Source organism: Acinetobacter sp. B-6 (genome assembly GCF_056930735.1).
On sequence record NZ_JBXPBY010000020.1, the window covers coordinates 1 to 19,821 of the forward strand.

The following is a 19,821-nucleotide window of genomic DNA, read 5'->3' on the forward strand; positions in this document are numbered from 1 at the left end:
AATTATTTTGAATTATTTCCTTACTCGATTGCTATTCTACACATTCTAAAATTCAAGCAAATATATATTTCATTTTTTATTGGCTAACTTTGTTAAGAAAAGAGTTTAAATTTCAAAAAGTAAGTCCAATAATTGTGATCTTTATCACATGAATTATCAATTTAATAAATATTAATTTTTTATCCATCAAAAATCATGAATCAAAAAATAAACAACCATGCTTAAAATATTTTTAAAATGAACAAGAAAAACATAAAAAATTTCAATTTTATAAATCAACCTAAAATTACATCTTCTCATCTCATTTTTTACTCACTTTGAGGTTAAAATGGTGTTTCACTTAAACCCAAGCTTATACAATAGAAAGATGGACATGAATAAACTGACTTGTTTTAAAGCCTATGACATCCGAGGCAAACTTGGTACAGAACTCAATGAAGAAATCGCTTATAAAGTCGGTCGTGCTTATGGGCAAATCTACCAACCAAAAACTGTCGTCGTGGGTTGTGATGTTCGCTTAACGAGCGAAGATTTAAAACAAGCGACGATTCGCGGTTTAAATGATGCTGGTGTAGATGTACTCGATTTGGGGATGACGGGAACTGAAGAAGTTTATTTTGGTGCTTTTCATCTCGATGTACAGGGTGGAATTGAAGTCACGGCAAGCCATAATCCTATGGACTATAATGGGATGAAGCTGGTTCGGGAAAATGCCCGCCCGATTAGTGCAGATACTGGCTTAAAAGATATTCAAGCCTTGGCTGAATCCGAACATTTCATTGAAGTTGAGAAAAAAGGTTCAACGCAAAAATACAATATTCTGCCTGAATTTATTGAACACTTACTCACCTATATTGACCCAGCAAAAATTCGCCCACTCAAATTGGTGATGAATGCAGGCAATGGCGCTGCTGGGCATGTAGTTGATGCCATTGAAGAGAAATTCAAAGCATTAAACATCCCTGTTGAATTTATCAAAATCCATAATCATCCAGATGGTACATTCCCAAATGGTATTCCTAATCCAATTTTGGTCGAAAATCGTGACAGCACTCGTAATGCGGTTTTAATCCACCATGCGGATATGGGGATTGCATGGGATGGCGACTTTGATCGTTGCTTCTTATTTGATGAAAAAGGTCAGTTTATCGAAGGTTACTATATCGTCGGTCTATTGGCACAAGCGTTCTTACTAAAACAATCAGGCGAAAAAATTGTCCACGACCCTCGTCTGGTTTGGAATACTTTAGATATCGTCAATCAGTATCAAGGAACACCTGTCCAATCCAAATCTGGACATGCATTCATTAAAGATGTCATGCGTGAGCATAATGCGGTCTATGGTGGAGAAATGAGTGCACATCACTATTTCCGTGACTTTGCTTACTGCGACAGCGGAATGATTCCATGGTTATTGGCGATTTCAGTGCTGTCTGATACACAGCAATCACTTTCTAGTCTTGTAGAAAATATGATTGCCAAATTCCCGTGCAGTGGTGAAATCAACTTTAAAGTGGTCGATACTCAAGAAACCATTCAAAAGATTTTTGATCATTTTGCTGATTTGAATCCTGCCATTGATCAAACAGATGGGGTGAGTCTTGATTTTGGTGCATGGCGTTTAAATGTACGTGCATCAAATACTGAACCATTATTACGCTTAAATATTGAAAGCCGTGCAGATCGTAATCCTAAACCAATGCAGGATTATGTAGATGAATTGACGCAGTTGATTCAGGATTAAATAAATACAAGCCGTACTTTAATTATTTTAGAGTACTGCTCTGTGATGTAAAATAAAAACATAGGCTCATAGAATTTATATTAATTTAACTATATACAACACCGGTTACTCATTTTAGTGAAAATTTATGAACAAATTTAGATACGATATTAATGGATTAAGAGCATACGCTGTTTTGTTTGTAGTTCTTTTCCATTTTGGTATATTCGGTTTTACAGGTGGATTTATTGGAGTCGATGTTTTTTTTGTTATATCAGGCTTCTTGATGACAAAAATCATCATGGATGGTCTACAAAAAAATAACTTCTCTATTCTTCAATTTTATACGAATCGAGCTGTTCGTATCATTCCTGCTTTAGCTGTATTGTGCATATTCCTATTGATATTAGGATGGTTTGAACTCATTCCTTTTGATTATAGATCATTAAGCAAGCATGTGATCGGTAGTCTTTTATTTGTTTCTAATATCATTTATTGGAAAGAGTCTGGTTATTTTGATGTTGACTCACATGAAAAAATTTTATTACATACATGGTCTCTATCTGTTGAATGGCAATTTTACTTATTTTTGCCAATATATTTAATCATTGCATATAAATTATTAAAACATAAAACCATTTACGCTTTGATTCTTCTATTCATTTGCTCGCTAGCTTTAGCACATGTTATTTCAACATATCGACCATCTGCTTCTTTTTTTCTTTTACCAACTCGCGCTTGGGAAATGATTTTAGGTGGTTTTTTATACTTTTTACCTAAACCTAATCTAAAAGATGCAACATCATATTTATTAGAAATCATTGGCTTTTCTTTAATAATAGCATCCCTATACTTATTCAATGCAAAAACCCCATGGTCAAGTATCTATACTTTAGTGCCAACGATTGGGACAGCTCTCATTCTTTATACACAAAACCAAAAATCTATTTTTACAAACAATAAAATTGCACAATTCTTAGGTAATGCCTCTTATTCAATTTACTTATGGCATTGGCCAATTGTTTTTTGGTTATTCCATAAAAACCAACAAAATAATATTATTTATCTATTAGTAGGTATTATTATTTCAATTACTTTAGGTTATTTATCAGCAAAATACGTTGAGAAATTTATTGGAAACCAATTAAAAGGAATCTCTCTATTCAAGTCAAACTTAATTATTTCAATGTCTTGTATAGTAATCATTGGCTTGGGTTTAATTATTTTTAAAACAAATGGGATTAACTCAAGCATAAGAGCTGCAGCAAATACGCCTCAAGCTGTTTTGATTGAAAAATACATTAATGAACATAAAAATCTTGATGATGCTTATTGGTTACAGTGTGATGCTTATTCCAATTTAACAAAATATGGATTTAATGGGATTGATCAGTCCTGTATCAATCAACCACTATCAAATAAATCAATTTTTTTATGGGGAGATTCCCACTCTCAAGCATTATCATTGGGCTTGAGAACATCTTTTAAAAACTTTAGTTTTTATCAAATAGGATCTTCTGGCTGTAAAGCATCATTAGAAGCATCAACAACTCTTAATGGAGAGTTCAAACAAGCTTGCGACAACGTAAATCAAATAGCGTTAAAAGAAATCGAACGTATTAAACCAACATTCGTCATTATTGCACAAGAGAATCATCATGATTTATCAGATTGGAAATCTATTACTAGTAAGCTAAAATCACTTGGTGTAAATAAGGTAATGATTATTGGTGCTGTACCTCAGTGGAGACCATCTTTACCTAAAGTTATTGTAAAAGATTCCCATTTTTCTTCCATAGTGTCAAAAATTAATGATACTGGTCTGGATATGGATATTATAGAACATGATGCTAAAGCAAAAACTATAGTTACCAATCTGAATGATCATCAGGTCAAATACATTTCCCTTATCGATCAGATGTGTGACTTAAGGAATTCAAAGTATTATTGTGAAACTAAAATAGGTTCTGATCTTCTTCAAGTTGATTATGGTCATTTAAGTAGAAAAGGATCTATTTATGTAGTAAATAACTATATAAAACCAAATATTAAGTAATAAAAATAGGCGCTCAATGCGCCTATTTTCCTTTTACAAATTTATGATTGGTAACCTGTTGGATTTTGTTTTTGCCAGTTCCAACTGTCTGCTAACATATCTTCGAGGGTATATTTTGCTGTCCAACCGAGTTCTGTAACAGCTCGTGCATTGTTGGCGAATGATGTTGCTACATCTCCCGAACGACGGGGTGCAATTTCATAAGCCACAGCGACACCATTTACTTTTTCGAAAGTATTTTTTACTTCAAGCACAGAACAACCGTTGCCTGTGCCGATGTTCCAAGCACGACAGCCTTTGGCATTTAAACGATTATTTAACGCACATAAATGGGCATTGGCTAAATCAACTACATGGATATAGTCGCGAACCCCTGTCCCATCGATCGTGTCATAGTCATCACCATAGATCGACAGTTTTTCACGACGTCCAACAGCAACCTGAGTGACATAAGGCATTAAATTATTTGGAATCCCTTGCGGATCTTCTCCAATACGGCCACTTTTATGTGCACCCACAGGATTAAAATAACGTAACAAAGCAATCGACCAACGTGAGTCTGCAATGGCTAATTTCTGCAACAATTGCTCAACAATCAGTTTGGTGTAGCCATAGTTATTTGAAGGCATACCTGTTGGCATAGTTTCATCTAAAGGAGATATATTGGCTTCATCATAAACTGTTGCTGATGAGCTAAAAACGAGATTAAAAACCCCTGCTCTTTCCATGGCTTGCGCCAACTGTATTGATCCTGCAATATTATGATCAAAATAACTCAGTGGAATTTGTTGACTTTCTCCCACTGCCTTTAAGCCCGCAAAATGAATCACCGCATCAATTTTATGTGAAGCAAATGCTTGGTCTAAATCATGTGGATCACGAATATCACCTTGGATAAACTCCAAGCGTTTGCCAGTAAGTTCTTGTACCCGCTTGAGTGATTCTTCTGAACTATTCGACAAATTATCAAGCACAACCACATCATGTCCTGCTTCTAGAAGTTCCAAGCACGTATGTGAGCCTATATAACCTGCCCCACCTGTGACTAAAATATTCGCCATCCGTTTTTCTCTATTCTTTACCTAGTAATATCTTGATTAAGCCTTGTGTCGAAGCATCTAGTTGAGAAAGGTCTTTTTCTTTCCCACTCAGAATAGGAAGCAATTGATTGGCAATTTCTTTCCCTTTTTCAACGCCCCACTGATCAAATGGATTGATATTCCACATGACCGACTGTACAAAGACTTTATGTTCGTACAAGGCAATCAACATTCCAAGACTATAAGGACTGAGTTCTTGTAATAAAAGTGTAGAGCTGGGTTGATTGCCTTCATATTGTTTATATTCAGGTAAACTCTCCAACTCATCTGCATTTAAAGCCTGATTACCAAAAGCCAATAACCGTGATTGAGCTAAACAATTAGATAAAGCCAAATGATGTTGTTCAATCAATGCTTCTGCATTTTCAGCATAGGTAAATTGGTTAGCATTGTAGCGCTGTACAGGTGCGATGAAATCACAACTCACCGCATGCGTTCCTTGATGGAGCAACTGATAAAATGCATGTTGCGCATTCGGTCCAACTTCACCCCATACGATCGGACATGTTTTTAGCTCAACTTTTTGATTGTTGCGTTGAATGGATTTACCATTCGACTCCATTTCGAGCTGTTGCAAATAGGATGCAAAATATTTCAATCGCCCATCATAGGGCAATACCGCATGGGTTTGGATATCCAGAAAATTATTGTTCCAAACACCCAACAGCCCCATCAAGACTGGAATATTGTGTTGAAATGGTGTCTTTTGAAAATGTTGGTCAATCGCATAAGCACCCGCCAAAAGCTGTTTAAAACCTTCGACACCAACTTGCAAGGCTATCGGTAAACCGATACATGACCACAATGAATAACGTCCACCGACCCAATCCCAAAGCAGGAATTGGTTATCTGGTGCAATGCCCCATTCAGTCATTTTTTCAGGTTTGGTTGAAACCCCAATAAAATGATGCTGCACGACACTTTTTTGATGACCTAATGCTTTTTCTAACCATTGGCGCACAGTCTGTGCATTGGATAAGGTATCAATCGTCCCAAAAGATTTTGAGGAAATAATAAATAAAGTCGTTTCAGGGCGCAGTTGATGCAACAGTTCAGAAAGCTGACTTCCATCCATCGTTGAGACGAAATGGACTTTTAATGGTTTAGCTGTGGTAACTTTATAATCGGATAAGGCATGGCTGACCATAAGTGGTCCAAGATCTGATCCACCCACACCGATGTTGACAACATCTTGAATCACTTCACCCGTTGAACCACGACATTGCCCTGCATGCACTTTTTCAACAAGCTGAAACATGCGATCAAGTTGTTGATGTACAGCTTGAGCTAATTTAGGGTAATCTTGATCATGTTTAGGTAAACGCAATGCCCAATGCATTGCCGCCCGACCTTCAGTGTAATTAATCTGCTCTTCTGTAAATAAGCGCTTAATCCATGCACTCAGTTGCTTCGAATCTGCAAATTTAATTAAAGCTTCAAATGCCGCTTGATCAATACGATGCTTACTATAATCAAAACTGAGTTGATCAAAATGAACCGAAAATTTTTCAAAACGCTGTGGATCTTGCTGAAACAAATCGGTTAAACGTAATTGTTGAACGCTTTGCTGACTTTGATCCATCTCTAATATAGACGTTATCATACGCGCCCCACACCTTGATAAGCAAAACCTTGTCCTTTGACAAATTCTGGATCCCAGATATTACGTCCATCTAGAATAAATGGATGCGCCATTTTCTGCACAAGTTGAGTGTAATCTGGACTCCAATATTGCTTCCAAGCGGTTAATAGGCATAAGGCATGTGCATTTTCCACAGCTTGATATTGATCATGACATAAGATTAAATCACTGCGCTCACCATACAGAGCAGATACTCGCTCTAATGCTTGTGGGTCATGCAGTTGAACAATTACACCTTGCGCCCAAAGTGCAGCAAGCATGGCATGAATTGGGGAGTTTTCGATACTTGAGGTATTTTCTTTAAATGATGCACCCCAAATCGCAACAATTTTACCTGTTAGTTGCCCTTGATAATAATTCCACAGCTTGCGAAACAAAATTTCCTTTTGCTGTTCATTGATATTCCAAACCTGATCAAGTAATTGGCTCTTTATCCCAGAACCAGCAACCGTGCCTGTGAGGGTTAAAATATCATGAGAAAAATTCTCACCGCCAAAACCTACACCAGAAGAGAGATAACTCGCACCAATTCGATTATCCGCAGCTAAACCTTGTTTTACATTTTGAATATCAATATTGAGTTTTTCTGCCACTTGCGCCATATCATTCATATAGCTGATACGTGTTGCTAACATGCCCGAAATACTCAGTTTGGTAAATTCAGCATCTAAAAATGGCATGAAAAGATATTGGTGTTTCAATTGGAAAAATGGTCTTAACAACTCTTTAACAATTGGTTGGGTCGCCACATGATCGACACCAATGATCACCTGCTTTAGTCCAGTAAAACTTTGAATTGCATTACCTTCTTGAATCGTATCTGGCAAGTACGCCCAATGATCGGCAACCAAAATTTCTTTCAGTGTTTCTGTCCCTTCCAAACCAAAGGTTGAACCATTAATCATTAACTTTGGATGTATGATGGGGCTTCGCTTGAGTTCTTTAGCTAATTTTTTGGCTTGATCAAATTCAGATGGGTTAAAACTAAATAAAAAAACTTCACTGTGTAGTTGGAGTTGCTTTACCCCAACCAATTCAATGGCATGATTTTTAATTTGTTTTTGAATCAGCTGATTTAAATCTTCATCTTGGTAATGAACTGAGGACTGTTTTTCAATACCCACTTGAGGGCACCAATACACGTGATGCCCATATTCAGCAAACAAGCCAGCGAGTACGCCAGCTTGAAGTGTTGTGCCAAATACACAAATATTCATATCATACCCAATATTTTATAAATTCAGTTCTTTGATGAGTTGTTTGAATTCTTCACCGAGTTTTGGATGTTCTACACCATAGTGCAATACAGCTTTTAAATAACCAATTTTACTACCACAATCAAAAGTTTGACCTTTCATCCGATAGGCTTCTACATTTTCTATTTTTTGTAATGCTGCGATCGCATCGGTCAGTTGGATTTCGTTTCCTGCACCTTTTGGCGTTTGTTCAAGTAACTGCATAATTTTAGCAGGCAGTACATAACGTCCCACAACAGATAGATTTGAAGGTGCAGTACCAACTGCAGGCTTCTCTACAATACCTTGCATCACAACACTTTCACCTTCTTCAGGCGAGGCTTCAACATCTACAATACCATATTGATCTACTAAATGATCAGGCACAGCTTCAACCATAATTTGTGATGCTTTCGATGAGTTAAAGCGTTGAATCATACGTGCAAGATCATTTTCAGCGCTATTTTCTTTGACTAACACATCTGGTAATAACACAGCAAAATCTTCATCACCCACTACAGATTTTGCACATAACACAGCGTGACCTAAACCCAATGGTTGAGGCTGTCTGACGCTAACCACGCTGACATTGCTCGGTAAAATTTCAGTAATTTCTTTGAGTAAATCTATTTTTTTCTTGTTTTCTAATGTTGTTTCAAGCTCAAAATTACGATCAAAATAATTTTCTATAGATGCTTTTGAAGAATGCGTCACCAAAATAATTTGTTCAATACCTGCTGCCACAGCTTCTTTGACCACATACTCAATGGCAGGGCGATCAACCACAGTCACCATTTCTTTAGGAATAGATTTGCTTGCAGGTAAAAAACGTGTTCCTAAACCAGCAACAGGGAGAATGGCTTTTTTGATCATAGCTTAAAACTTCAATATATTAACTTAAGACTTTACTTCATCATTTTTTGCTTCTGTTTCATTCCCTTTAAAAAGAGAAGGACCTACATGACCAGGAGCATTAATCCCCTCACGATTGGTCATAACAGAAACGGTTTTAAACATAATTTTAAAATCGACTAATAAGCTTTGGTTGTCGACATACCAAACATCACACTTAAACCGCTCTTCATAGTCTAATTCATTACGACCGCTAATTTGAGCAAGCCCTGTCATACCAGGACGAACTTCTAGACGACGTGCTTGTTCAGGTGAGTAAAGTTCAACAAACTCTTTCAGCATTGGTCTAGGACCAACGACGCTCATATCCCCTTTGAGCACATTAATCAGTTGAGGCATTTCATCTAAACTGGTTGAGCGTAGTTTTTGTCCAAAAGGCGTGATACGTTGCTCATCAGGTAATGGGTTACCATGAGCATCATTTGCATCTTTCATCGAACGAAACTTCATCATTTTAAAAAGTTTACCGTTCTTACCTGGGCGCTCTTGATAGAAAAAGATCGGGGAGCCTAAATTCTTACGCACTTTATAAGCAACTAATAAAAAAATAGGCGAAAGTAAAATCAGCGCTATAGAAGCAATAAAAATATCAACTAGTCTTTTCATTTAGATCTTTTAAACCCATGATCTCTATAAGTTTGGAATTCACTTTTTCAGCATCAAATTTTTCTTGAGCTATTTTATAACTCTCTAACCCCATAATATTTACTTGCTCAGGGTTTTCAATAAAATAACACATTTTATCCGCTAAAGCTTCCGCATTCCACTTCGGAACAAGAAATCCATTTACACCATCAACCACTGTTTCGCGACAACCAGGAACATCTGTTGTAATCACAGGACGACCTATTGCCATGGCTTCTTGAGTACTGCGTGGTACACCTTCACGATATGATGGCAGAACAAATACACTTGTATCTGTAATCCAATCTTTTACATTTGTAACATAACCAGGGTATTCAAATAATTTTTCAGCAATGAGTCTATCCAGCTCTTCTTGTCTTAAAGCGCCCATGTTTTGATGATCAATGGCACCCAGTATCGTAAAGTGTGCTTGAGGATATTTTGACTTCACAATCCGAATCGCTTGAATTAACTCAAACACACCTTTTTCTTTAAGTAATCGACCTATAAATAAAAATTTAACTGGAGATATTCTTGCATTGGTATATGGATAATCTACTAAATTTAATCCAATTCCTCCTAAGATATGAATATTAGGTACAGTTAAATTATACTTTTGCATTAAATCTTGTTGATCATCTTCATTTAAAAAGATCATTTTATTTAGGCATGGAAATGCCATTCTGTACAGTAGCACTTGAATACTACGAATGATTTTGGTTTTCGCAGTTTGTCCTTCAGGTTGGTCAGTAAATGTATATCCTAACCCTTCCAACATTCCAATTACACTTGGTACTTTTACCGCTTTAGCCGCCATGCTCCCATAAATTACAGGCTTTGCAAAATATGAAAATACAATATCAGGTTGAATATCTGTCAATAATTTTTTGAGCTGTAAAAAAGACTGAATATCTGCAAATGGGTTTAAGCCTCCACGGCTCAACTCATAAGTGATAGGAATGGCACCTAAAGCTTTGATTTTTTCAAGGCATTGTTCACTATATTCTGAAGTTAAAGCAAATACTAAATGTCCTTGTCGAATCAATTTAAGAATTAAATCTGCGCGAAAACCATAAAAACTTGAACCTGTTGTCCCTATTAATACAATCTTTTTACAATTCATACAATTTTAACCACGCTTGAATAGAGGATTGTAATGAAAATTTATTTTCAACACGTTTCCTTGCTTTATGATTATTTTTATTAATTTCACTCTTTTCTAAATTTAATGCTTCAACAATAGCCTTACCTAAACTAGCACTATCGTTAATAGGAACCAGTTTACCAGTATCACCCATTATTTCAGCACTCCCACCACAATTCGTTGAAATTACAAAAGTATGACAAGCCATTGCTTCTATTACTACTGTAGGTAAACCCTCATGCTTAGATGATAAGATGAAAAAATCTGATTGATTTAATAATTCAGGAATATCTGATCTTTTCCCAAGTAATTGCACATATTTTTGTAACCCCAAACTTTGAATCAATGTCTCAATTTCACTTCGTAATTCACCGTCACCAATTATAGAAAACTTAACATTAACATTTAAATGATTTTTAATTAAAGCTATAGCATTTAATAGATTTGGATAATCTTTTTGTTCATTAAATCTACCTACTGAAATAAAATTTATACTTTCATTATTATGTAACATTTCAATTTTCTTAAATTTTGTTAAATCTACGCCATTGTAAACTGTGATTAAATTCTCCTTTGTAAAAGCTCCTTTTTCAATTAAAGAATTTGATGCTTCATTACTCACATTTGTATTTATATCAGAAAGGAAATTTGTATATTTGTATGCAAGCATACGAAGATTTCCTCCTTCATTTGAATTATGAGCAGTACAAATCAACTTTGGAATTTCACACCCCACTCTATTAAGTCTAGCAAAAATATTGGCATGTATCATGTGCGCATGCACAACATCTGGCTTAAATTTCTTAATCACTTCTTTATATTTTTTTGAAACTATAAAAATATTATTTAGGTTTTCAAATTTAAGCCCAATAAGTTCAATAGAGTCATTTTTAGGTGAAACAATTATTTCACCTTTTAGAAATACAATTTTAACTATATGACCTAAAGCAACCATTTGATCTGCTAAATCAGCAACAACTTTTTCAGCACCGCCTAGACCTAAACCAGTGACCACATATAATATTCTCATAATTTTTTTAAAAAAGCCCAAATAAAGATTGTCAAAAGTAATCCTGATGAATAAATAAAGTTATTAAAGTTAGTAGACAAGGAAGCCATAAAAATTGCAGAATAACTATATACAGCTAAGTTGCTTGCAGTTTTAGGCTTATTCACAATATACAAACATCCTAAATAAATTACAATAGCACACCATATAGGAGCTATTATAATTCCTACCCACCCAAAATTAGACCAAGCACCCTGAATAATAAAACTATTAACATTCCTCCATAGGTTTCCATTGTAAAGATCAGGATAATAATAATAAACTAGTTCCTCTGATGTTTGCATTGTTGGAATGTTACCTAATAAAGCATCCAATCTAAATAACACAGCATGAAACATTTTAAATGGGGCATTATCACCATAATACTCCATTGATAAATAAGAACCAGCTATTTGAGAAACAAACATACGAACTAATAAAGAAGTTTTAGCATCACCAACACTATTATTATAAAAAAAAGCAAACATACTAACAAACAAAACAATAAATATTAAAATTAATGGAATAATCTTCCTAATAGATAAACTATAGTTTTTACCAATTAAGTTTTTAGCAAAGAATATCGCCAAAATAAACAATACTACAGGTGCTTTTTCTGTACTATAAGTCAAAATAAAAATTGTACAAATAAAAGTCACAAATAAAACTTTCTTATCAATATCCAAATAACTCTTCAAAACAAACAAATAAATAAAATAAATTGGAAAAAAATAAATTAAAATCCGCCTAAAAAAATAAACTATAGGAGGTAAATCGAATGCTGATTCCAATCTTGAATTCATTATAAATTCAGCACTAGCCCCCACATGAAATATTGGTATTACAGGTAACAATGCCATTAATAAAACTAAGAAAAAAAAGGCAAAAATAGTAACAATAACAACATTCCGCTTAGTTATATCCCCGTTATTAAAATGAACAATTTTCTTCATTTTATAATCAATTAATTTTCTTTTTATATTTTGCTTTAATAATAAATCAAGGATGGTTATTGTGGTAGGAAAAGCGATTAAGCACCAACAGATAGCTATACAAGTATAAATTACTGTCTCATCCCTTACTGGGTATAGTGCTAAATCATCTCTAAAGCCAAGTAAGATTGCGATACTTCCAGGAACAACTAAAAATATAAAATTTAAAAAATATTGATATGATATTAAATTTAAATATTTAATTTGAAAAGGTATAGAAAAAGCTAATATAGACAAACCTAATACAGTGCAAAAAACCAATAAAAATATAAAAAGTGAAATCATAAAACTAAACCATTATAAATTTTAACAGATATTTAATCACTTTTAGATTAAAATAAAACTTAAAGAATAATTTTGGATTAGCTCTAACTGCTTCAAAAAAATAATTTAACGACTTCATTCTATTTAAACTTAAATAATCATTTGCTGTTACCAAACAAATATTAGCCTTTGGTTCACTCAAATCCAAATAATCAGGAAAATAATTAAGAATATCAAGCCGTCCTTTATACATCTTTTCATAATTTGAAGACATATTATTTTCATGCCTACGGTAATAAGCAAAACTTTGATTGATATAATCTAAATCAAACCCACATTGAGTTATTTTTAACCACAAGTACCAGTCTTCAATCACAATTCCATCTTTAAATCCACCTATATCTCTTATTATATCTAATTTCAGCATTTGTGTTGGAGCCCAAAGAGTAAATCTGTGATTAATAACATCATCAAAATTAAATCTTTTTATAATAGTTTTCTTGTTTTTTTTAACTACAGTATTATCAATATTATTTTGCAAAACCTTAACATCGCCAAAAACGCCAGCAACATTAATTTGATTCTCTAAATATTCAACTTGAAATTTAATTTTATTAGTAAAGAGAATATCATCAGATGCAATTGATGAGAAATATTTACCATTACACCATATAAGTGCCTCATTTAATGTTGCACTTAAACCTTTATTAGACCTATACCTAAACTCAAAACGAGTAAACCGATCTACACATTTTGAAACTAGTTCTTGAATTTTAACAACTGAATCATCTTCTGAACCATCATCTATAATAATAAGTTCAATATTTTCATATGTTTGATCGATCACACTTTGAATACAATCTTTCACAAAGTTTTCATGATTATAACAAGGAATAACAACTGAAACTAATGGCTGAGAACCTAAGCTCATTTATGATACCTTCTCTTTTAAAGCTTTAAACACAAGATAACTCATCACAACCCAATACAATCCATAATTCACCATATGGGCAACTGAAACACCTTCAAATCCGATCATTTGAGTAAAAATATAAGTTAGAATAATAGAAGTCAAAGCAAAAATAATCTCAGTTGTAATAAAAAGTCGCGTCATGGCTTTACTTAACATCAAATAAGCTAGGATCCAACTTCCTATTTTTAAAGAATCTCCTATCATCTGCCAAAGAAATAGCTCACGCATTGGCAAAAATGTATTTGAAAACAATACAGCAATTATCCAATCTCGTAAAATATAAATCATTAATCCCCCCATAATAGCCAGCGGGAAAAAATACTTATATCCTAAGTAAACTTCTGTTTTAATATCTTTTAGATTTTTTAACTCTGAAAGCCGAGGTAAATAATATACACCAAGTGTTGTTGTTACTAGCATAAGATATGCGGCACTTAAACGAATCATCGCTTCCCAATAACCAGCATAAATTGCACTATATTCGTTAGTTAAGTAGCTCCGAATAACCATTTGTGATAATGGAACGCAAATTGCAGTCACTATGGCCATCAATGCAAACGCTAGAAACTTTTTAGCAATTTCCTTATCCACTTTTCCAAATAAATAACCAAACTGAAACCAGTCAGACTTATAACATAAAAAAAGTGTGACAAAAAAAGCCAATGATTGGTAAATTGAAAGCGCAACTAATGCACCATATAAATTGTATTTGATTGCTAATACACTTGTAATGGCTAAAGAAAACAAGCTTCCGAATATATTCGCAATCACCAGTTTTAAAACTTCTTTTTTGCCATTCAAAATTGCTAAAAATAAAGCGTTGAAAGTAAAAAAAGTTAAAAAAACTGCAAACCAGACAAAAATTGAGTGATATTTTTCCGTATGAAAAATATAAAGTGATAGCTGTTTTTGCAAAAGAAAAATACTAAAAGAAAATAACAAGCTAAAAAATAAAACAATACTGCCTGCTGTTTTCCAAATAGTTCTTTGCTGCGTTTCATCCTCATAATATTCAGCAGTGTACTTAATCACTGCTGTATTGATTGCACTTCCTGCAAAAGTTGTAACCATCTGAATAAAGTTTTGGAATTGGCCAATTGCGGCATAGCCTACTGGTCCGACATACACAGCCAAGATTTTATTCAATATAAACATCGTAGCTGTTTTTATTAAAACAGCTACGCCATTTAGAACGCTGATTTTTAGTAAATTCATTTAGATTTTAAAACTATTACAAAGTTGAACAACTTTTTTAGCATTATCTAACCTTAATGTAGGTCCAATAGGTAAACTTAAAACTTCTGAATGAATTTTTTCAGATATTGGATAACTTAAATTATTCCATTCTTTATAAGCTTGTTGCTTATGTGGTGGAATAGGATAATGAATCAAAGTTTGGACACCATTTTCAGCTAGATATTTTTGTAATGTATCTCGGTGTTCTGTTCGAATCACAAATAAATGCCACACGTGCTGTTGGTATTTTTCAGCATTTATATTACTTAATGGCAATTCAATTAAAGGGTTATTAATCTTCTCAAGATATAAACTGGCAATTTTACGACGATGTTCAATCTCTTGATCCAAGAATTTTAATTTAACATCTAACATTGCAGCATGAATTTCATCCAGACGACTATTTACACCAGGAACTAAATTTTTATATTTTTCATGTGAGCCATAATTACGCAATGCTCTTAGCATTTGAGCAAGCTTTTCATCATTTGTTGTTACAGCACCAGCATCACCGAGTGCACCTAAATTTTTGCCTGGATAAAAGCTAAAGCCTGAGGCATCACCCCAATTACCTGACTTTTTGTTATTAATTTGTGCACCATGTGATTGAGCCGAATCCTCTAAAACGAGTAAATTATGTTTTTTAGCTATATCCATGATTTGTGGCATAGCAGCTAATAAACCATATAAATGAACAGGTAAAATAACTTTGGTTCGTGAAGTAATTGCCGCTTCAATTTTTACAGGATCAATATTATAAGTCGCAATATCTGGCTCAACTAGAACTGGTGTCAAATTATTTGCTGTAATTGCTAGAATACTTGCAATATAAGTATCTGACGGAACTATTACTTCATCACCATCATTTAACCGTCCCAACTCTTTCCAAGCACGAAGTGTTAAAATTAATGCATCTAAACCATTTGCAACACCAATTGCAAATTTCGTTCCACAATATTCTGCAAAATTCTTTTCAAATTGCTCTAACTCTTTTCCACCAATATACCAGCCAGAGTCAATAACACGTGTACAAGCTTCTATTAATTCTAAACGATATTGTTTATTAATACTTTTTAAATCTAGAAAAGAGATCATTCTTCTATATAACCTTTAATTACTGCTGGATTACCAACCATTATCGCTTTTGGAGGCACATCTTTTGTTACTACTGCCCCAGCACCGATTAATGCATTTCGACCAATTTTTATTCCTGGTAAAATCGTTGCATTTGCACCTATACTGGCACCTTGCTCAACAATAGTCGCAGAAAATTCTTTAGGATATTGCTTAGAGCGAGGCTTTTTATCATTCGTAAAAGTAGCATTTGGTCCAACAAAAACATTATTACCTAAGACAATTCCATCCCAGAGGAAAACACCAGACTTTACTGTAACATTATCACCAATAATCACTTCATTTTCGATAAAAGTATGCGCATTAATATTACAATTTCGACCAATTTGAGCATTTTTTAGGATTACTGTAAATTGCCAAATTTTTGTTCCAAAACCAATTTTCTTACTTTTTACATCTGAAAATGGATGGATAAATACATCAGAAATATCATCAGTCATTTAAACCTCCTTTACCATTTATTGGTAATATCCTCTGGATACCCTCTCTTAAAATGCTTTTTCCAAGGATATGCAGGAGATCCATCTTCTAGTTTAATTTTTGAGGTTTGACCTACATTTTTTGCTGGATTTCCGACATATATGCAATGCTTTTCCGTAGTACCTTTAACCGAACTATGAGCTCCTATTAAACATCCTTCAGAAATTGTCGCTCCAGGTAAAATTACACTCATTGTTGCAATTGCTGCAAAATCTTCTACAACAACTCCCGACATAGTTTCGCTCGGAGGATGTGGATCATTTGTTAAAACAACATAAGGAAAAATCCAAACAAAGTTCCCTATTTTACTATGTTGTCCAATATGTACATTACTGTGGAATCGCACATAGTCTCCTATTTCGCAATGTCCCTGTAGGTCACATAAAGTCCCTAATTGTAAATTTTCTCCAGCAATGACTTTTTCACGAACAGTTACACGGTGACCCGTCATCAGTTTATCACCAAAAACAGATCCTTCATAAAAAATACTATATGACCGAATATTAGAATTTTTACCAATAATTAGTTTTTTACCCTCTGAAAAGTGGTTTGTTACACCCAACTCACAAAAGGCACCAATAACCGACTCATCCCCAATCTCTACATTATCGTAAATAATCGTATTAGGACCAATTTTAACGTTTTTACCAATTTTAGCTTTTTCAGAAACTATAGCAGTTACATGAATATCCATACTTAAACCCTTTCTTTAAATTCCGTATAATCTCGAATATAATCAGACTCATTAAAATGTTCACTCGCCAAAACCAACAAAACACAATCTTCAGAAAAATCATGCATTTCACGCCACATTAAGCTTTCTATTACTAAGCCTTGTGTAGCTGAATTCAAAATAATCTCTTCTTTTTCATAACCATTATCTAGAATGAAGCGACAACTTCCTTTAATGCAAATGGCAATCTGTTTCAAATCTATATGGGCGTGAAATCCACGAGGTTTATTAGTGGTATTAAAAATATAATATAAACGCTTTACTTCAAAAGGAATGGAATGATTTGATTCAATTGCAACCAACCCACCTCTTTCATCGCCAAAATTTGGCAAATCGATTAATTTAACTAGACTCATTTTAGTCATTTACCAAAGAAATCAAATATTGACCATAGTCATTCTTACTCATACTTTGACCAATTTGTAAAACTTGTTCTTTAGTTAACCAACCGTTATTTAAAGCAATTTCTTCTAAGCAGGCAACTTTATAACCCTGGCGCTTTTCAATCGTTTCAACAAATTGCGCTGCTTCCAGTAAGCTTGCATGTGTTCCAGTATCTAACCAAGCAAAACCTCGACCTAAAAGCTCTACGTTTAAATCACCTCGCTCAAGATATATTTGGTTAACCGAGGTAATTTCCAACTCACCACGGTCAGAAGGCTTTACATTTTTGGCAACTTGAATAACATCATTATCGTAAAAATATAAACCTGTCACAGCAAAATTTGATTTAGGTTGCTTTGGTTTTTCTTCTAAAAAGACAGCGCGTTTCTGATCATCAAACTCAACCACACCAAAGCGCTCAGGATCTTTAACCTGATAACCAAAAACTGTAGCACCTTTTTGACGTTCTACAGCTTGACGAAGCATTGGTGTAAAACCTTGACCATAAAAAATATTATCGCCAAGCACTAAACAAACATTACTATCACCGATAAAATCTTCACCAATAATAAATGCTTGTGCTAAACCATCTGGACTTGGCTGTACAGCATAAGTCAGCTCAACACCGAACTGTGAACCATCACCTAACAAACGCTTAAAACCATCAATATCTTCAGGTGTACTGATGATCAATACTTCTCGAATACCAGCAAGCATGAGTACAGACAAGGGATAATACACCATTGGCTTATCGTAAATAGGTAATAATTGCTTAGATACGCCCTTGGTAATGGGATATAAACGAGTACCTGATCCACCCGCTAAAATAATACCTTTTGTTGTCATTATGCGCTTACACCTAATCGTTCACGTTGATAGCTACCGTCTTGTACACGGCAGCACCATTCTAAATTATTTAAATACCATTCCACTGTTTTACGAATGCCTGTTTCAAAACTTTCTTCAGGTACCCAACCCAAATCATTTTTGATCTTACTTGCATCGATTGCATAGCGTAAATCATGCCCAGGACGATCTTTCACAAAAGTAATTAATGTTTCGTAAGGTTGACTATTGGCTTGTGGTTTTAACTCATCCAAAATTTTACAAATGGTTTTGACTACTTCTATATTTTGTTTTTCATTATGTCCACCAATATTGTAAGTCTCACCAACAACACCCTCTGTCACAACTTTATAGAGCGCACGCGCATGATCTTCGACAAATAGCCAATCACGAATTTGATCACCCTTACCATAGATTGGTAAAGACTTGCCATCCAGAGCATTTAGTATCACTAAAGGAATTAATTTTTCAGGAAAGTGATAAGGACCATAATTGTTCGAACAATTGGTGACAATCGTAGGTAAACCATAGGTTCTTTGCCATGCTCGGACTAAATGATCTGAACTGGCTTTACTTGCAGAGTACGGTGAGCTTGGTGCATATGAGGTTGTTTCGGTAAAAAGATCACTTGTATTTTCCAAATCACCATATACTTCATCCGTTGAAATATGGTGAAATCTAAAGGTCTGTTTTTGTTCTTGGGACAATGTTAACCAATATTTACGAGCGACTTCTAAAAGTGTATAGGTGCCAACGATATTCGTACTAATAAACTCTGCTGGCCCATCAATCGAACGATCCACATGAGACTCAGCTGCTAAATGCATGACTACATCAGGCTTAAACGCTTCAAAAGCTTGCGTTAATTTTTCTGTATCGCAAATATCAATTTGTTGAAACTGGTAACGACGTTCTGTATCTATTTCTTTTAATGACTCAAGATTACCCGCATAGGTTAATTTATCTATATTGAGTACTTCACTTCGGGTGTTTTTTATAATATGTCGCACCACTGCTGATCCAATAAAACCCGCACCACCAGTCACCAAAACTTTCATAAAAAATCCTGCAAATCGTTTTAATAAATATATCGTTAAAGTATTTCAATATCATTCACTCATGCAATATGAGTATGATCACAAAGCGTGCTTTTACCCACATTTATAACTGTAAAGATTATATCTAAACTCAAGTTAAAATCATATATGAAAAGCTTTTATCCAAAGTAATTTGACCACTATATCATGCCATTCAAGACTAGTATGGAACACTTTATTCTTTCTATATTCAAAAAT

17 protein-coding genes and 1 pseudogene are annotated in these 19,821 nt (G+C 34.3%); 2 read left to right on the forward strand and 16 right to left on the reverse strand.

The genetic code is table 11. From position 1 onward, the window contains the following. Positions 1 to 373 precede the first annotated feature (373 nt). Positions 374 to 1,744, forward strand: coding sequence for a phosphohexomutase domain-containing protein (locus AC1Z3T_RS19215; protein ID WP_483396877.1), 1,371 nt, complete (start codon positions 374 to 376; stop codon positions 1,742 to 1,744). A 127-nt stretch (positions 1,745 to 1,871) separates the two neighbouring features. Further along, positions 1,872 to 3,779 carry an acyltransferase family protein gene (locus tag AC1Z3T_RS19220; RefSeq protein WP_309803231.1) on the forward strand — a complete coding sequence of 636 codons (1,908 nt, stop codon included), beginning with the start codon at positions 1,872 to 1,874 and terminating at the stop codon, positions 3,777 to 3,779. A 41-nt stretch (positions 3,780 to 3,820) separates the two neighbouring features. Here the strand turns inward: AC1Z3T_RS19220 and galE are convergent, their stop codons facing one another. From galE to rfbB, 16 genes and pseudogenes are all read right to left on the reverse strand, one after another. After that, entirely contained in the window at positions 3,821 to 4,840 is a 1,020-nt protein-coding gene (gene galE / locus AC1Z3T_RS19225; RefSeq protein WP_483396879.1) for a UDP-glucose 4-epimerase GalE, read from the reverse strand. Between the two features lie 10 nt (positions 4,841 to 4,850). Further along, the gene (gene pgi, locus AC1Z3T_RS19230; RefSeq protein ID WP_483396893.1) at positions 4,851 to 6,461 is read right to left on the reverse strand and encodes a glucose-6-phosphate isomerase; all 1,611 of its coding nucleotides are present in this window, start codon (positions 6,459 to 6,461) and stop codon (positions 4,851 to 4,853) included. Positions 6,462 to 6,478: 17 nt separating this feature from the next. Continuing rightward, the gene (locus AC1Z3T_RS19235; protein ID WP_208475656.1) at positions 6,479 to 7,738 is read right to left on the reverse strand and encodes a UDP-glucose/GDP-mannose dehydrogenase family protein; all 1,260 of its coding nucleotides are present in this window, start codon (positions 7,736 to 7,738) and stop codon (positions 6,479 to 6,481) included. A 15-nt stretch (positions 7,739 to 7,753) separates the two neighbouring features. Beyond that, positions 7,754 to 8,629: a UTP--glucose-1-phosphate uridylyltransferase GalU gene (galU, locus tag AC1Z3T_RS19240; RefSeq protein ID WP_463720360.1), complete on the reverse strand. Its 876-nt coding sequence runs from the start codon at positions 8,627 to 8,629 to the stop codon at positions 7,754 to 7,756. Positions 8,630 to 8,653: 24 nt separating this feature from the next. Next, a complete protein-coding gene (locus tag AC1Z3T_RS19245) occupies positions 8,654 to 9,274 on the reverse strand; it encodes a sugar transferase (protein WP_483396881.1) in 621 nt (206 codons plus the stop codon). Further along, a complete protein-coding gene (locus AC1Z3T_RS19250; RefSeq protein WP_309803224.1) occupies positions 9,258 to 10,415 on the reverse strand; it encodes a glycosyltransferase family 4 protein in 1,158 nt (385 codons plus the stop codon). The genes AC1Z3T_RS19245 and AC1Z3T_RS19250 overlap by 17 nt, the downstream gene beginning before the upstream one ends. Then, positions 10,405 to 11,451, reverse strand: coding sequence for a glycosyltransferase (locus AC1Z3T_RS19255; RefSeq protein WP_309803223.1), 1,047 nt, complete (start codon positions 11,449 to 11,451; stop codon positions 10,405 to 10,407). The genes AC1Z3T_RS19250 and AC1Z3T_RS19255 overlap by 11 nt, the downstream gene beginning before the upstream one ends. Before the next feature lie 11 nt (positions 11,452 to 11,462). Next, the gene (locus AC1Z3T_RS19260) at positions 11,463 to 12,761 is read right to left on the reverse strand and encodes an O-antigen polymerase (RefSeq protein ID WP_309803222.1); all 1,299 of its coding nucleotides are present in this window, start codon (positions 12,759 to 12,761) and stop codon (positions 11,463 to 11,465) included. 4 nt (positions 12,762 to 12,765) lie between these two features. After that, positions 12,766 to 13,671, reverse strand: a complete 906-nt coding sequence (locus tag AC1Z3T_RS19265) for a glycosyltransferase family 2 protein (RefSeq protein ID WP_309803221.1) — start codon at positions 13,669 to 13,671, stop codon at positions 12,766 to 12,768. Then, complete coding sequence (locus AC1Z3T_RS19270) at positions 13,672 to 14,928, reverse strand: O-antigen translocase (protein WP_309803220.1); 1,257 nt, start codon at positions 14,926 to 14,928, stop codon at positions 13,672 to 13,674. Continuing rightward, positions 14,929 to 16,044: a DegT/DnrJ/EryC1/StrS family aminotransferase gene (locus tag AC1Z3T_RS19275; protein ID WP_483396884.1), complete on the reverse strand. Its 1,116-nt coding sequence runs from the start codon at positions 16,042 to 16,044 to the stop codon at positions 14,929 to 14,931. It abuts the gene before it with no gap. Next, positions 16,041 to 16,499 (reverse strand): annotated as a pseudogene (locus tag AC1Z3T_RS19280) (acyltransferase); the annotation flags it as partial. The gene AC1Z3T_RS19275 and the pseudogene AC1Z3T_RS19280, both read right to left, overlap by 4 nt. 35 nt (positions 16,500 to 16,534) lie before the next feature. After that, positions 16,535 to 17,257, reverse strand: coding sequence for an N-acetyltransferase (locus AC1Z3T_RS19285; RefSeq protein ID WP_309803218.1), 723 nt, complete (start codon positions 17,255 to 17,257; stop codon positions 16,535 to 16,537). Positions 17,258 to 17,259: 2 nt separating this feature from the next. Next, complete coding sequence (locus AC1Z3T_RS19290; RefSeq protein ID WP_309803217.1) at positions 17,260 to 17,652, reverse strand: sugar 3,4-ketoisomerase; 393 nt, start codon at positions 17,650 to 17,652, stop codon at positions 17,260 to 17,262. A gap of 1 nt (position 17,653) precedes the next feature. Further along, positions 17,654 to 18,526, reverse strand: coding sequence for a glucose-1-phosphate thymidylyltransferase RfbA (gene rfbA, locus AC1Z3T_RS19295; protein WP_309803216.1), 873 nt, complete (start codon positions 18,524 to 18,526; stop codon positions 17,654 to 17,656). Next, entirely contained in the window at positions 18,526 to 19,584 is a 1,059-nt protein-coding gene (rfbB, locus tag AC1Z3T_RS19300) for a dTDP-glucose 4,6-dehydratase (RefSeq protein WP_309803215.1), read from the reverse strand. Before rfbB ends, rfbA begins: the two co-directional genes overlap by 1 nt. Positions 19,585 to 19,821 lie beyond the last annotated feature (237 nt).

What these genes read in the sequence shown, in the direction of transcription:
- AC1Z3T_RS19245 (WP_483396881.1), bottom strand. Translation starts at nt 9,274, where the DNA reads ATGAAAAGACTAGTTGATATTTTTATTGCTTCTATAGCGCTGATTTTA.
- AC1Z3T_RS19220 (WP_309803231.1), top strand. Translation starts at nt 1,872, where the DNA reads ATGAACAAATTTAGATACGATATTAATGGATTAAGAGCATACGCTGTT.
- rfbB (WP_309803215.1), bottom strand. Translation starts at nt 19,584, where the DNA reads ATGAAAGTTTTGGTGACTGGTGGTGCGGGTTTTATTGGATCAGCAGTG.
- AC1Z3T_RS19235 (WP_208475656.1), bottom strand. Translation starts at nt 7,738, where the DNA reads ATGAATATTTGTGTATTTGGCACAACACTTCAAGCTGGCGTACTCGCT.
- rfbA (WP_309803216.1), bottom strand. Translation starts at nt 18,526, where the DNA reads ATGACAACAAAAGGTATTATTTTAGCGGGTGGATCAGGTACTCGTTTA.
- AC1Z3T_RS19215 (WP_483396877.1), top strand. Translation starts at nt 374, where the DNA reads ATGAATAAACTGACTTGTTTTAAAGCCTATGACATCCGAGGCAAACTT.
- pgi (WP_483396893.1), bottom strand. Translation starts at nt 6,461, where the DNA reads ATGGATCAAAGTCAGCAAAGCGTTCAACAATTACGTTTAACCGATTTG.
- AC1Z3T_RS19260 (WP_309803222.1), bottom strand. Translation starts at nt 12,761, where the DNA reads ATGATTTCACTTTTTATATTTTTATTGGTTTTTTGCACTGTATTAGGT.
- AC1Z3T_RS19285 (WP_309803218.1), bottom strand. Translation starts at nt 17,257, where the DNA reads ATGGATATTCATGTAACTGCTATAGTTTCTGAAAAAGCTAAAATTGGT.
- AC1Z3T_RS19270 (WP_309803220.1), bottom strand. Translation starts at nt 14,928, where the DNA reads ATGAATTTACTAAAAATCAGCGTTCTAAATGGCGTAGCTGTTTTAATA.
- AC1Z3T_RS19250 (WP_309803224.1), bottom strand. Translation starts at nt 10,415, where the DNA reads ATGAATTGTAAAAAGATTGTATTAATAGGGACAACAGGTTCAAGTTTT.
- AC1Z3T_RS19265 (WP_309803221.1), bottom strand. Translation starts at nt 13,671, where the DNA reads ATGAGCTTAGGTTCTCAGCCATTAGTTTCAGTTGTTATTCCTTGTTAT.
- AC1Z3T_RS19290 (WP_309803217.1), bottom strand. Translation starts at nt 17,652, where the DNA reads ATGAGTCTAGTTAAATTAATCGATTTGCCAAATTTTGGCGATGAAAGA.
- AC1Z3T_RS19275 (WP_483396884.1), bottom strand. Translation starts at nt 16,044, where the DNA reads ATGATCTCTTTTCTAGATTTAAAAAGTATTAATAAACAATATCGTTTA.
- galU (WP_463720360.1), bottom strand. Translation starts at nt 8,629, where the DNA reads ATGATCAAAAAAGCCATTCTCCCTGTTGCTGGTTTAGGAACACGTTTT.
- galE (WP_483396879.1), bottom strand. Translation starts at nt 4,840, where the DNA reads ATGGCGAATATTTTAGTCACAGGTGGGGCAGGTTATATAGGCTCACAT.